Below are 14,958 nucleotides of genomic sequence, written 5' to 3'. Positions count from 1 at the left end.
GGAGTTAGGAAGACTTAAACTACGGTGCATACATCACCTGAATATCCACCTGTGGATCATGCAAGAAAGCACGAATTGGCATCGCGAAAAAATCCTGCTCGGCCATGGCGCGATTAAAAACCATTAATTTTTTCTCGCCAACCAAATGTAAAAATACAGTCCGACTATTTAATAATCGTTTTCTGGTTAATGATATTCGCTGATAAGGTGCTGAAACTGGAGTAATATTAACAATGGCCTGTTTTGTATCATCAGCCAAGCCAAGATGAATTTCGGGACTACAGGGAAATAACGAAGCCGTATGACCATCTTCACCCATGCCTAGAATAACCGCATCAAAGGTTGGTAAAGCAGCTATCGCTGCGTTGATAGCCGCTTCGTCATTGTTCTGGCATAAACCAATAAACGTTGCCTGCGATGCAAATCCTTGTAATAAATGCGTTCTGACCATTCGTTCATTACTGTCTTGTGCCGTTGGTGGCAACTGTCGCTCATCTGCCAAAGTGATCGTCACTTGTGCCCAATTAATTGGCGTTTGAGCCAGTAAATCAAATAAAGCAACAGGGGTACGTCCTCCAGAGACTACTAGATAGGCATGACCACGTTGCGCAATGGCTTGGGTCAAAATCATGGCCAATTGCTCTGAAAAATATTGATTTAATGTCTGAACATGATCAAATGAATGTAATCGCATTTTATTCGTCCCAGTTACGACCATCGCGCGCCAACAAAGAAATAGCGGCGATAGGCCCCCACGTACCAGCTTGATAAGCTCGTGGAGGCTCATGATGATTGCGCCATGCATCAATAATACCGTCAACCCATTTCCAAGCTTGCTCTACCTCATCACGGCGAACAAATAAATACTGATTGCCTAATAAAGCCTCTAGCAATAAACGTTCATACGCATCTGCAATCCGTTGAGACTTAAAGGTTTTATCAAAACTTAAATCCAGTTTGGTTTGTTGTAAACGCATTGTTTCACCCAAGCCGGGAATTTTGTTCATGATCTCAACTTCTACCCCTTCATCAGGCTGTAAACGAATGATCAATCGGTTAGGTGGCAATTGTCGGTAGGTCTGATGAAAAATATTATGCAATTGCGGCCTAAAACAAATCACCACTTCGCTTGATTTTTTCGGCATTCGTTTACCAGTGCGCAAATAAAAAGGAACACCAGCCCAACGCCAATTATCAATATCAATTTTAATGGCCACAAACGTTTCCGTTTGGCTGTTTGGTCGTGCGCCTGGTTCCTCAAGATAACCCGGAACCGCTTGCCCACCGATAAAGCCTTGCGTATATTGCCCACGAACGGTTTTCTCACCGACATTTCCCATATCAATCGGACGCAATGCTTTTAAAACCTTCAGTTTCTCATCGCGAATACTGTCTGCATCCAAATTAGCGGGGGGTTCCATGGCAATTAATGATAAAATTTGCAACAAATGATTTTGTACCATATCACGCATTTGGCCTGCTTCATCGTAATAAGACCAGCGACCTTCAACACCAACTTCCTCAGCAACAGAAATCTGCACATGATCAATCATGGTCCTGTCCCAATTAGAGGCAAAAATGGCATTGGCAAAACGCAACGCAAGTAAATTAAGTACCGTTTCCTTACCAAGATAATGATCAATTCGATAAATCTGGCTTTCTTTAAAATACCGAGCCACTTCATCATTAATGCGTTTGGATGACAACAAATCCTGACCTATCGGCTTTTCAAGAACGACTCTAGCGGGCTCTTGAGTAAGCCCCACCTCGGCCAACCCTTGGCTTATTGATCCAAATAAAGAAGGAGGCGTTGCAAAATAACTGATGACGACTTTTGTATCCGGCTGAGTCACCGTCTTTAGCTTGGCATAATCGGATGCATTGGTTAAATCCATTTGCAGATAATGCAGTTTTTTCTGCAATCGATTCCACACATCAACATCCATCTTCTCTTTTAAAAATTTATGCAAATGAATTTCAACAAATTGGCAATAAGCAGCCTCCTCTATGTCATCTCTTGCAATACCAATGATGCGGGTCACATTCGGAAGTAATCCTGCTTTTTCCAATTGATAAAGTGCGGGTAATAATTTGCGACAAGTCAGATCGCCTTTCGCACCAAATAATATCAGATCGCAAGTTTTATCATTCGGTGTTGTTGCGAACATAATGTTTATTACTCCCTATTTAATGAGGCATACGTTTGCATTGCAAGCACAATTAATTGCACTCGAGTTCTACCGCCATAATCATTAAGATCTAACTTATAAGCAGCATGAATATAGCGAGCACGATGATTTGGCCATGCTTTTAGATCAATATTAAAAGCGATGGCATCCACAGGTTCGCTTTTTTGTTCATGCATTAATGTTAATTTCAAATGCCGTTCTCCGACAAGACGTTGTTCTAGAATTTCAAAAACATTATCAAAAATTGGTTCAGGAAATTGTTGTCCCCACGGACCTGCTAATTTGAGGAGAGTTGCCACTTCCCTATTGAGATCCGTAGCCATCAATGGCCCATCACTCCAAATCTCATTTTGACATTGTGACACATCCATATGTTTACTGACCTCAGCAGTAAGCGCTTGTTGAAAGGACAAGAAAACCTGTGGATGCAAGCTGACTCCAGCAGCCATCGCATGGCCGCCAAATTTATCAATCATTCCAGGACTATTTTTATCCACCGCCGCAAGGATATCTCGAATGTTTAACCCTGATACAGAACGTGCCGATCCTTTAAGTTCATCATCACTGACCTTGGCAAAGGCAATGACTGGACGATGGTAACGCTCTTTTAAGCGACCCGCCAAAACACCAATAACACCTTGGTGCCAAGATTCGTCATACAAACACAAAACCACCGGTAATTGCATCGCTTTTTCATCAACTTGAAAGGCCAGTTTATTCAAAGCAAGGGTTGCCTGTTCTTTCATTTCCAATTCAATTTTACGCCGCTCGATGTTTAATTCATCCAAATGACGAGCAAAAACACGTGCTTGCTCCATCGTATCACATAGCAAACAATTGATGCCTAAAGACATATCATCAAGCCTGCCTGCGGCATTTAATCGTGGTGCAATAGCATACCCCAAATCACCTTCACCGATTGTTTCACAACGTCGGCCTGAAATCTCAATCAATGCTTTGATGCCAGGACGGCATACGCCCTGACGAATGCGGGAAATACCTTGCTCAACTAAAATCCGATTATTCTGATCAAGTGCTACAACATCTGCAATGGTTCCTAAGGCAACTAAATCAAGAAATTGTGCCATATTCGGTTCGGTCAGATCGTTTGATTTAAACCAACCGTTATCGCTTAACCGGCGGCGTAAAGCGAGCATCACATAAAAAATCACACCAACCCCAGCAATCGATTTACTCGGAAAATGATCGCCTGCCTGATTGGGATTAACAATTGCGCACGCGGCAGGTAATATTTCTGCTGGTAAATGATGGTCTGTAATCAATACATCAATACCCGCTTCATTAGCCGCCGCAACACCTTCTATACTAGCAATGCCATTATCAACCGTAATAATGAGCTTCGGCTGCCATTTTTTTGCAACATCAATAATGGCTGGCGTTAACCCATAACCATATTCAAATCGATTTGGAACTAAAAATTCAACATGCCTTGCTCCCATGGCGCGCAACGCCGTGACGGCTAATGCACTGGATGTTGCGCCATCGGCATCAAAATCTCCCACAATTAATATTTTCTGTTGAGCATGAAGCGCTTGCTCCAAACGCCGTGTTGCTTTTTCAATGTCCATCAATGTATGAAAGGGCAATAACCTCTGCAATCGTTTATCCAACTGCGAATCGTTCAGCACGCCTCTTGCCGCATAAATGCGCTGCAAAATGGGATGAGCAACGGATAAAGAAGGCAATGTGGTTGGGATGATGCGCCGTTTAATTTGCATAACTAATCGAACCCCATAAACGTGATAACCATTTTTTTGGCCGTGTACAATAGACACCATTATTCCAATACCAATGCACGGTAGTGTGACATAGCTGCACTTGTAAATGATGCAATTCGTTTGCATCAAGACAATCAATAAGTAAGATGGCATTTTTAGGAAGGGATTGTGAGGGTTGATAAAGTCTGACGTCAGACGAAAGATGGTTTGCTATCTCAATCAAATAAGAATCGCCGCAAATCACGGGAATACAAACTGACGTATTTAACCGACCACTGCCCCATAGCCACAACCCATTAATTGAGCAATCCGGACGTTTGTCATTTAAAGGATGAGTATTAAAAAACATTTGGCTTTCAGTAATAAATCGCTGCCAATAAAACGTTTCATCCAGCGCTTGCAAATGAGGCAATAAAGATTGATGCAGCAAGCTATGTGCAGGCTTTGCTATAATTTCAGGCTTATCATCATAGCGAAGCAGCCAAGTGTGTGCATCACAATAGTAAGCTTGCATACGTTCTTCAGCTGAAAATTCAGCAAACGCTGAAAACCACTGCCGAGACTCTTCCTCAGATAAATGAAGTTCATGAGACGTTGCAATCATCATGGCATCATTATGTGTCGCCTCCCAATGAACAGGCGAAACAACAAGCCAGCGCCCTTCTAGCCCATAGTAACGCCCTAATAAATCCGCAACCGGGGGGTATTTATCAGAATAATTTAAGCAAGACAAAAGATGATGATAAAAATGGCCGTGTTCTGTCAAACGTATGCTAGGTTCAGGAACCACAGTGTGTTGCGCATTAATAATAACATCCATATCATACAGCCTGCATAAATCCGTCTCGTCTGAACATTAATTTCAGATTCCGGATGGCTTGACGGATGCGTTGAGTATTTTCTATTAGACCAAACCGAACAAAACCATCACCTTGCTGGCCAAAACCAATACCCGGAGAAACTGCAACTTGTGCTTCTTTTAGCAAATATTTACTGAACTCCACCGAACCGAGATGGCGATAAAAAGCAGGAATAGGAGCCCATACAAACATCGTTGCCTTCGGCCGCTCAACCATCCAGCCAATGTCTTGCAAACCATCACATAAAACATTGCGGCGTTTTTCATACATGGCGCGAATCTCATGGACACAATCATCAGGACCTTCTAACGCAGAAATGGCAGCCACTTGAATAGGGGTAAACGTTCCATAATCAAGATAAGATTTAATTCGCGTCAATGCGCCAACCAGTTCATCATTACCGCAAGCAAATCCAACTCGCCATCCTGGCATATTATATGATTTGGACAGTGAATACGTTTCAATAGCAACATCAATCGCTCCTGGAACCTGAAGAATAGAAGGCGCTTTATAGCCATCAAACACAATGTCGGCATAGGCCAAATCATGGATCACCCATATTTTATATTGTTTGGCCAATGCAATCACTTTCTCAAAAAATGGATAATCAACACAATGAGTACTTGGATTGGCTGGAAAATTTAAAACCAACGCTTTGGGTTTAGGCCAACTTTGTTCAATTGCTTGTTCAATTGCTTGCAAAAACTGGGTTTCTTCCTTTAAAGGAATTTGTTTGATGTTTGCTCCTGCAATCACAAACCCATACGTGTGGATTGGATAAGCAGGATCCGGAACAAGAATGGTATCTCCAGGTCCTGAAATGGCTAAGGCAAGATGTGCCAATCCCTCTTTTGAACCGATGGTTGCTAAAATCTGTGTTTCACTATTAAGTGTGACTTGATAATTTTTTTGATACCAAGCCGCCATTGCACGTCGCAGACGAGGAATCCCCTTAGACATAGAATATCGATGTGTATCCGGACGTTTAACCGTTTCTATAAGCTTATCAACAATATGTGGTGGAGTAGGCTGGTCAGGATTACCCATGCCAAAATCAATAATGTCTTCTCCACGCGCCCGTGCTTCCATTTTTAATTGATTCAGTGTATTGAACACATAAGGAGGAAGGCGCTTAATTCGTGGAAATTGACTCATGATTATAACCTCTGTTTTAACAAATGCCCCAAGCTCTACACACAGAACCTACAGTTTATCTGGCATCAAATACAATCAACGCTTTTGCAATTATCCTGACAATGTTAACATACACCGTATGATTTGGAGCTTGTTAATTCATTGACTGTACTGCAATGCTCGCCAATAACATCCATTGCTCTATTTTTAGCGAACTAATGAACAAGCTCTTAGATTGCAGTATAAATTATTGAGCCATGAAAAACCATGCACATCACCCGTGAACAAGTCGATCTGCATACGATCCAATCGTATTCCGAATCAGAAATTAAAATTAACAATACACTGTATGAGCGTAGCGTGATCATAAGCCGTAAAACGCTTATTGCGCAGTGGCAGATCCATTCAGTGCAGGAATTAAATGAAACGCTTCTAGCACCTATGCTTGAACTTAATCCCGAGGTTATTATTATTGGCCATAATAAGGTAGGTCTGCAGGCTTCTATATCCGTCCACCAATACTTATCAAAACGACGAATTGGCTTGGAATGCATGTCAATAGGAGCCGCTTGTCGCACGTTCAATGTGTTATTAAGTGAACAACGCGCCGTGGTCTTAGGGATAATCTTCTCTTAAACGCCTCTTCCTGCTTAGTCCATGATTTTTCCCTGATCGCTTCCTTCTGACTTGCGAAGGCATATAATTTGAGATAAGGTCTTATTCTTCGCAAGCGAGTTATCAAGATGCTCAACTCATTACCTGAACTCATTCACTCATTGCAGGCCAGTCAGCAAATGATGGTCGCACAATTACATCAATTTTGTGAAATTAACTCAGGCACTGATAATCTTGCAGGATTAAAAACAATGCATCAAGCGTTGCATTCTGCGTATATTCCTATAGCAGATGAAATCCAATCACGACGCATGCCTCCCATGACCACCATTAACATGGCTGGTGAAACAACCACAAGCGTTTTTGGCAATGCTCTTTACATACAAAAACGGCCTGACCTGAAACGACGCATCCTTTTAAGCGGCCATATGGATACAGTGTATAACGCACAGCATTCTTTTCAAGCGTTAACCTATATCAATGAAAACCATTTGAATGGCCCTGGAGTAGCCGATATGAAAGGTGGGCTCGTTGTTATGTTACATGCTTTGGGTGCCTTCGAAAAAACACCATTTGCAGATAAATTGGGCTGGGATGTTATTATTAATGCTGATGAAGAAACTGGTTCAGCAGCCTCTAGCATTCTACTTGATGAAATGGCGCCAAATTATCAAGCAGCGCTCGTCTATGAACCTGCTATGACCGCAGATGGCCTATTGGCAAAAAACCGCAAAGGCAGTGGTAAATTAACGCTCATCGCCACTGGCAAAGCTGCCCATGCAGGTCGAGCATTTCACGAAGGACGAAACGCTATTTGTTATCTGGCTGATGCAATTACTGCCATCCATGCCTTGAATGGCAAAAAAGAAGGTGTAACCATTAACATTGGTAAAATTGCTGGAGGAGAAGCGTTAAATGTAGTTCCGGATAAAGCCGTTGCCAAACTGGATATACGCATTAGTCAGCCAGAAGACGAACAATGGATTCGTGATCAACTGGATCAAATTATTAATAAATTACAGCAGGACGATTATTCACTAACAATCCATGGCCATTTCGGCAGACCCGTTAAACGGGTCACTTCTGCAACTGAACGCTTGTTTAAACGAATTCAGCATGTTGGCAAAGAACTCAACTTAGTTATTGACTGGCAGGACAGTGGTGGTTGCTGTGATGGCAACAATCTCGCACGTCATGGCTTGCCTGTTATTGATACCTTAGGGGTGCGGGGCGGACATATCCATAGCACTAACGAATACATATTGCTTGACAGTCTTGTGGAGCGCGCTACATTAAGTGCTTTATTACTTGTTGACCTGGCACAGGGTGGACTTGAAGAACTGACAGGAAAACAAAACATTTAAATAAGGCGTGATGACAATGATGTTATTTCGCAGCGCAAAAAATACTGATTTACCGGCCATTTATCATTTGGCTAAACATAGTGGCATTGGATTAACCACATTACCAAATGATATGGGCTTATTAAGTAAACGACTGGAATGGTCAACGACTTCTTTCTCCAGGGCAGTCAGTCATCCTGATAATGAATACTATTTATTTGTGCTGGAAGACCCGTCAACCCATCAAGTCGTAGGAACATCAGCCCTTGAAGCGTTTACTGGCCACGACAATCCTTTTTACTCTTACAAATTATCAAAACGTACTCGCGTATGCCATTCTCTGGATATTCGTACGGACTATGAAGTATTAAGTCTGGTTAATGATAACCAAGGATGCAGTGAAACTTGCACACTTTTTCTAGATCCTGATTACCGCCACAGCAGCAATGGTTTATTACTTTCACGCGCCCGTTTTTTATTTATGGCCCACTACCCTTTTCGTTTTACTTCCACAGTCATTGCTGAAATGCGTGGTATTTCAGACGAAGCAGGGCATTCTCCTTTCTGGGATGCAGTAGGTCGTCATTTTTTTCATATGTCTTTTGCAGAAGCAGATAGACTGACTATATCAACCAACAAACAATTCATTGCTGATCTCATGCCAAGAAATCCAGTCTATGTAAAATTAATCGATCCTGCAGCCCAGGCAGTCATTGGCAAGCCACATCAATCAACCGTTCCCGCAATGAATATCCTAATGCATGAAGGGTTTCGTTATAATAATTATGTGGACATCTTTGATGCTGGTCCAACGCTTGAAGCGCCTCGAGAAAAAATTCATAGCGTTGCTGCAAGTCAGGTCATGACCGTTAAAAATATTATTGATGAAGTCAGCAGCAAACGATTTATTTTAGCCAATACCCGACTCGATTTTCGTGCAACAATTAGCCAGGTGATTGTTAATCAACACCAGAATTCCTGCATTGTCAGTAAAGAAACTGCTGAACTACTGCAGGTAGAGAGAAATGATTGCATACGGATTGTTCCCCTCCAACTCGATCAAGCGAGGTTTTAAAACAAACACTATGGACAATGATTCAAAAAAAAATAATTCTTGTCATTATTACGATGGGCATTGGATAAGCGGCTCCGGTGATGCATTCATGTCGATCAATCCGGCCGAAGGCACTTGCGTATGGGAAGGTAGAAACGCTACAACGGAAGAAATCGCTGCAGCAGTTGCTGCAGCACAACATGCCTTAAAACTCTGGAGCAGATTTGATTTCGCCACTCGTACAAATTATTTACAAAATTTTGCCAAACAAGTTGAAATGCGGCGCCAAGAGCTGACCTATTTAATAGCACTTGAAACAGGAAAACCATTATGGGAAGCGGAAACTGAAGTCAATGCGGTGATTGGTAAGATTGGGCTGTCTGTTCAAGCTTATCAAGAGCGCACCTATGAGAAAAAAATAAATACCCCAGACGCTATTGGCCATCTGCGTTATAAGCCGCATGGTGTTGTTGCTGTCCTAGGACCCTTTAATTTCCCTGCGCATTTAAGCAATGGCCATATTGTACCCGCTTTATTAGCCGGAAATACGGTTGTTTATAAGCCCAGCGAATTAACGCCTGCCGTCGCAGAGTTAATCATTCAATGCTGGCATGATAGCGGTTTACCACCTGGTGTTCTTAATTGCATTCAGGGTGATGCCTCTTGTGCTAAGACATTGTTGCAGAAAAATATTCAAGGTGTGTATTTTACTGGCAGCTACAAAACTGGTTTAGCCATCCATCAGCAGTTTAGTGACCGTCCAGGCATTATTCTTGCCTTGGAAATGGGTGGAAATAATCCTTTAGTGATCGATGCCGTAAAAGACCTGCAAGCCGCTTTGTATCATACTTTACTATCTACCTTGATAACCGCAGGCCAGCGTTGTACTTGCGCCAGGAGAGTCATAATTCCGGACACTAAATTTGGTGATGAATTTCTTGAATGCTTCATTCGATTATGTAAAAAAATTCGTGTAGGAACGTTTAAGGATGTGCCTGAACCATTTATCGGCCCTGTGATCCGCCATTCTCATGCTTTGATGCACCTTAAAGCTCAAGAGCAATTGCGAACACAAGGAGGTAATTCATTGCTTGCCATGTCCTTGCTCGCAGATAATACTGGCTTGCTTTCCCCAGGCATTATAGATATGAGTGGTGTTGAAAATCCTTCTGATGAAGAAATTTTTGCACCCTTGGTGCAAATCTACCGTTATCATAATTTTGAACAAGCTCTCGTCCTTGCCAATCAAACCCAATATGGCTTGGCAGCAGGTATTATGACGGATAACGACCAACACTACGAACAATTTTATCAAACCGTTCGTGCCGGAATAATCAACTGGAATCGACCAACGACTGGCGCAGCAAGTAATATGCCGTTTGGCGGCATCGGCCATAGCGGCAACCACCGCCCTAGCGCTTACTATGCCGCCGATTACTGTGCCTATCCTATTGCGAGTCTGGAACAGCCACAATTATCGACTCCCCCCAAATTATTACCTGGCATTGAATTATATTAGAGTGTAAAAGATGTATAAAAGAGACAGGTGCTACAGGAGAGCCCCATGAAAGTATATGAATTAAATATGGATGGGCTTGTTGGTCCCACCCACCATTATGCCGGACTTTCGCTAGGAAATATTGCATCAACGTTTAATGCCTTTACCGTTGCCAATCCCAATTCTGCAGCCTGTCAGGGACTTGCAAAAATGCGCTTATTGCATCACTTGGGAGTAAAGCAGGCTCTGCTACCACCCCATCAACGACCTAATCTTCATTTACTCCATCAATTGGGGTTTTATGGTTCGCCAGCTGAGCAAATAAGCCAAGCGAAAAAAACCGACCCCAATTTACTCAGTGCCTGTTATTCGGCATCAAGCATGTGGACCGCTAATGCAGCAACCATCTCTGCAAGCCTAGATACCCGAGATCATCGTGTGCACTTTACCGCAGCCAACTTAGTAGGAAATCTGCATCGATATCAGGAAGCCGACTATTCTCACCAACTGCTAAAAAAGATATTTGCTAATGAACAATTTTTTCACCATCATGAGCCTTTGCCTAAAACCTTAGTGACTGGCGACGAAGGAGCAGCCAATCATAACCGTTTATGCGCCTCTCACAATACCCCCGCCATTAATCTATTTGTATATGGCAAGCGAGCCTTGCCAGCAAATAACTCCTGTCCTTGTCCACGTCGTTTTCCAGCGAGACAAACATTGGAAGCATCACAAGCCGTCGCACGTAAGCATCAGCTTAACCTGCAACAAACCTTATTTGTTTGCCAGAATCCTGAAGTGATTGATCAAGGCGTATTTCACAATGATGTGATTGGTGTGGCCAATGAATCGCTCTTCTTCCTTCATGAAGAAGCTTTTTTACATCAAGCGGATGTTTTAGCAGCGCTGCAACAGCTTGCCAATTTTCCTTTGCATATTATTGAAGTCCGCACTAATCGGATTTCAATTGCAGACGCGGTAAACACCTATTTGTTTAACTCGCAATTGATTACCTTACCTGATGAGCATGGCAAGAAAAAAATGGTACTGATAACACCGATTGAATGTCAACATCATCAACAAATCAAATCATTCATTGATGAAATGCTCGCTGACGACACTAACCCTCTTATTGAAGTCCATTATCTCGATCTTAAACAAAGCATGCGCAATGGAGGAGGACCTGCTTGTCTACGTCTACGTGTTCCATTAAATGAACAAGAATTAGCAGCCATGCATCAAGGTGTTTTGGTTAATGATACACTGCTCGATGATCTGGAAAGCTGGGTACAGCGGCATTACCGCACGCAATTACACGCCGACGATCTGGCTGACCCGACATTAATTGATGAGTGTTTTTCAGCACTGGATGAATTAACAGCTATACTTAATTTGGGCAGTATTTATCCGTTTCAACTGGAAAACACCGTTAAAAGCTGTTTTTAATTCGTTGCTTGCTTGAATATGGTCATCATGAACAAGATGAGGTGGAAAACACTGGGCGGACGATGCATTTATCATTCTCCGAATGGAATTAACGTTTATCAAAATCCATTATATCGTTGGCTAACTTTGGACAGTAATGCAGTACAAACTTTAATCAATCGTCGTCATCCCGAAAGACCTGCACTTGATTATATTAAACCATTGACCATCAGTGTGCGTGCCCAACCAGCCAATTGCTGTTTATTAGGATTAGGAGGTGGAGGCGTTGCTCATGCTTTGTCCTCTTGCCTTATTGATTATCATCTTGATGTGGTAGAGCATAACCCTGAAGTTATTAGGCTTGCCAAAACATACTTTATGATGGATCGATTAGCTAACTTAAACGTTATTCGGCGGGATGCAAATATATTTATGCAGCAAAACCAAAAAATCTACAATCATTTAATGGTTGATCTGTTTGATGCTCATTCTTTTCCCCAACATTGCAATCACAGTCATTTTTTTGCCCACTGTCGAAGACTCTTACTTCCCCACGGCACACTTGCCGTTAATTTAGCAAACCTACGTGAACAATGGCCGATATTTCAACATATTCGCACGCATTTCAATCAATCAGTCCTATCCCTACCGGTAAAAGGAACAGCAAATATGGTGATCCTCGCATCTTGTGCAAATACTATTCTTCCACTGATAGATCTGCTAAAAAGCAGCCAACGATTAAAACAATTATCATGGGATTCAAATTGGGGATATGTTGCCGACATTTAAAAGCTTCCTTAATTCCGTGGCAACACGTTCTATATTTCCATTAAATCTTTTTCTTTTTCTGCTAAAATCACGTCTACATCGGCAATGTATTTATCCGTCAATTTTTGGATTACCTCATTCCCACGACGCTCATCATCTTCAGAAATTTCTTTTTCTTTAACCAACTCTTTAAGTTGATTATTTGCATCTCGTCGAATATTACGAATAGAAACTCGCCCCTGCTCCGCTTCGCCTCGAACCACACGAATCATTTCTTTGCGTCGTTCTTCGGTCAAAGGAGGCATAGGTACCCGAATTGCAGCCCCAGCCGTCGCGGGATTTAAACCCAAATCTGAAGTTAAAATCGCTTTTTCAACCGCCGCTACCATGGATTTATCCCAGGGTGTAACCAATAAAGTTCGCGCATCACTAGCAGTCACATTCGCAACCTGATTCAACGGCGTGAGACTGCCGTAATATTCAACCTGAACATGGTCCAACAAGCTGGCATTAGCCCGGCCAGTTCTAATTTTAGTCATTTCATGTCGTAATGACTCAATGGTTTTCTGCATTCGTTTTTCCGCATCCTGTTTGATCTTATTGATCATGATTTGCTCCTATTATGGTTCCAATGCGCTCACCGGTAACAATTTTACTTAAAGCATTTGGTTCTGACATGTTGAAGACTTGTAATGGCATGCCATGATCTTGACATAAACAAATAGCGGTAGCATCCATAACTTGCAATCCTTGACTTAATACGTCCCTGTAAGTCAAAAAATCATAACGAATCGCTTGAGGATTTTTAATTGGATCAGCTGAATAAACTCCGTCTACTTTCGTTGCTTTCAATACAACATCTGCACCAACCTCAATCGCGCGTAGACAAGCGGCAGAATCCGTTGTAAAAAATGGATTTCCAGTTCCTGCAGCAAAGATCACGGCATGGCCATTACGTAAATGAGTCATTGCTTTGCGGCGATGATAAGGATCAACAACACCTAGCATAGGGATTGCCGACATAATTCTAGCCGGTAAATCAATGCGCTCAAGAGAATCTCGTAAAGCCAACGCGTTCATCACTGTGGCCAACATCCCCATGTGGTCGCCCGTTACCCGGCCAAGACCAGCTTCTGATAACGCTTTACCACGGAATAAATTTCCACCACCAATCACCAAACCAACTTCTACACCCATTTGAATAAGTTCTGCAACATCATTGGCTATCTTATCCAAAATGGATGGATCAATACCAAATTGCGCCTTACCCATTAATGCTTCACCACTGCATTTTAAAATAATACGCTTGTATTTCAGGGTTGGTTGATTGTTATTTATCATTGTTCACGAACCTGAGCCATTACTTCAGCAACGAAGTTATCTTCTTTCTTTTCAATGCCTTCACCCACCTCATAACGGGTAAATGAGAGAACTTCAGCATTTTTTTCTTTAAGCAACTGACCCACTTTTTTGTTCGGATCTTTAACAAAAGGCTGGCCAAGCAAACTGACTTCATCAATAAACTTACTAATACGTCCCTCAATCATTTTGTCAATGATTTCTTGTGGTTTGCCACTTTCACGTGCTTGTGCGGTGAAAATTTCACGCTCATTTGCAATGGCATCTTCTGGAACCTGATCACGACTTACCACCAAAGGACGACTGGCAGCAATGTGCATTGCAATGTCTTTAGCCAAAGATTCATCACCATGTTTCAACGCAACCAACACACCAATACGAGTTCCATGTAGATAACAGCCAATAACCCCATCACACTGCATTTGTTCAAGGCGACGTAATTTAATGTTCTCGCCGATTTTTGCTACCAATGCTTGTCTTGCTTCTTCAATCGTATTTTGACGCCCAACAAGCATTTCTTTAGCTAAGGCATTGACATCTGAGACTTGCGTACTCAATGCGGTTTCGGCAACCTGGTTAGCAAATTGTGTGAAATTATCATCGCGTGCAACAAAATCTGTTTCACTATTCACCTCAAGCATTGCCGCCTTTTGTCCGTCGGCAGAACGTGCAATAACAATCACCCCTTCGGCAGCCACTCGATCAGCTTTTTTATCCGCTTTGGCTTGCCCGGCTTTACGCATTTCAATGATTGCTTGCTCAATATCCCCATTGGTTGCGACCAGGAATTTTTTACATTCCATCATTCCTGCGCCAGTACGTTCACGTAACTTCATTACCAATGCAGCACTAATTGTCATATTCATTTCTCCATAGATTATCATGGGTCAACCTGGATTAAGGCACATGCAAAGGCCTTCTGTTTGGGAAATAGGGGTTGCTCAATAAACCCAATCTGCATAGTATTCAGGCTG

The 14,958-nt window shown here is 42.3% G+C and carries 14 protein-coding genes; 6 read left to right on the top strand and 8 right to left on the bottom strand.

Annotated elements, in window-relative coordinates:
- Window positions 1-19 precede the first annotated feature (19 nt).
- From pgl to alaC, 5 genes are read right to left on the bottom strand one after another with little or no spacing between them, the layout of a single operon-like run.
- Window positions 20-694, bottom strand: a complete 675-nt coding sequence (gene pgl / locus E1O52_RS06205; protein ID WP_133127840.1) for a 6-phosphogluconolactonase — start codon at window positions 692-694, stop codon at window positions 20-22.
- Window position 695: 1 nt separating this feature from the next.
- Entirely contained in the window at window positions 696-2,168 is a 1,473-nt protein-coding gene (gene zwf, locus E1O52_RS06200; RefSeq protein WP_133127839.1) for a glucose-6-phosphate dehydrogenase, read from the bottom strand.
- Between the two features lie 8 nt (window positions 2,169-2,176).
- Window positions 2,177-3,928, bottom strand: coding sequence for a single-stranded-DNA-specific exonuclease RecJ (gene recJ / locus E1O52_RS06195; protein ID WP_133127838.1), 1,752 nt, complete (start codon window positions 3,926-3,928; stop codon window positions 2,177-2,179).
- Window positions 3,918-4,748: a hypothetical protein gene (locus E1O52_RS06190; RefSeq protein WP_133127837.1), complete on the bottom strand. Its 831-nt coding sequence runs from the start codon at window positions 4,746-4,748 to the stop codon at window positions 3,918-3,920. The genes recJ and E1O52_RS06190 overlap by 11 nt, the downstream gene beginning before the upstream one ends.
- 1 nt (window position 4,749) lies before the next feature.
- Complete coding sequence (gene alaC / locus E1O52_RS06185) at window positions 4,750-5,943, bottom strand: alanine transaminase (protein WP_133127836.1); 1,194 nt, start codon at window positions 5,941-5,943, stop codon at window positions 4,750-4,752.
- A gap of 246 nt (window positions 5,944-6,189) precedes the next feature.
- On the opposite strand from alaC, the gene E1O52_RS06180 reads away from it, so the two are divergent.
- From E1O52_RS06180 to E1O52_RS06155, 6 genes are all read left to right on the top strand, one after another.
- Window positions 6,190-6,558, top strand: a complete 369-nt coding sequence (locus tag E1O52_RS06180; RefSeq protein ID WP_133127835.1) for an Mth938-like domain-containing protein — start codon at window positions 6,190-6,192, stop codon at window positions 6,556-6,558.
- 107 nt (window positions 6,559-6,665) lie between these two features.
- Window positions 6,666-7,901, top strand: coding sequence for a hydrolase (locus E1O52_RS06175; protein ID WP_133127834.1), 1,236 nt, complete (start codon window positions 6,666-6,668; stop codon window positions 7,899-7,901).
- 16 nt (window positions 7,902-7,917) lie between these two features.
- A complete protein-coding gene (locus E1O52_RS06170; RefSeq protein ID WP_133127833.1) occupies window positions 7,918-8,955 on the top strand; it encodes an arginine N-succinyltransferase in 1,038 nt (345 codons plus the stop codon).
- Window positions 8,956-8,965: 10 nt separating this feature from the next.
- On the top strand, window positions 8,966-10,453 hold the full coding sequence (gene astD, locus E1O52_RS06165) for a succinylglutamate-semialdehyde dehydrogenase (RefSeq protein WP_133127832.1): 1,488 nt from the start codon (window positions 8,966-8,968) through the stop codon (window positions 10,451-10,453).
- A gap of 45 nt (window positions 10,454-10,498) precedes the next feature.
- Window positions 10,499-11,878, top strand: coding sequence for an N-succinylarginine dihydrolase (gene astB, locus E1O52_RS06160; protein WP_133127831.1), 1,380 nt, complete (start codon window positions 10,499-10,501; stop codon window positions 11,876-11,878).
- A gap of 36 nt (window positions 11,879-11,914) precedes the next feature.
- Window positions 11,915-12,646, top strand: a complete 732-nt coding sequence (locus E1O52_RS06155; RefSeq protein ID WP_133127830.1) for a spermidine synthase — start codon at window positions 11,915-11,917, stop codon at window positions 12,644-12,646.
- A gap of 29 nt (window positions 12,647-12,675) precedes the next feature.
- Here the strand turns inward: E1O52_RS06155 and frr are convergent, their stop codons facing one another.
- From frr to tsf, 3 genes are read right to left on the bottom strand one after another with little or no spacing between them, the layout of a single operon-like run.
- Window positions 12,676-13,233, bottom strand: a complete 558-nt coding sequence (gene frr / locus E1O52_RS06150) for a ribosome recycling factor (RefSeq protein ID WP_133127829.1) — start codon at window positions 13,231-13,233, stop codon at window positions 12,676-12,678.
- Window positions 13,223-13,966, bottom strand: coding sequence for a UMP kinase (gene pyrH, locus E1O52_RS06145; RefSeq protein WP_133127828.1), 744 nt, complete (start codon window positions 13,964-13,966; stop codon window positions 13,223-13,225). Before pyrH ends, frr begins: the two co-directional genes overlap by 11 nt.
- Window positions 13,963-14,844 carry a translation elongation factor Ts gene (gene tsf, locus E1O52_RS06140; protein WP_133127827.1) on the bottom strand — a complete coding sequence of 294 codons (882 nt, stop codon included), beginning with the start codon at window positions 14,842-14,844 and terminating at the stop codon, window positions 13,963-13,965. Before tsf ends, pyrH begins: the two co-directional genes overlap by 4 nt.
- Window positions 14,845-14,958: the final 114 nt, after the last annotated feature.

It is taken from the genome of Legionella nagasakiensis (assembly GCF_900639915.1).
Classification (GTDB): Bacteria; Pseudomonadota; Gammaproteobacteria; order Legionellales; family Legionellaceae; genus Legionella_A; species Legionella_A nagasakiensis.
Note: the sequence above shows the minus strand (reverse complement) of the source record. Positions and strands in the feature narration are given on the sequence as shown.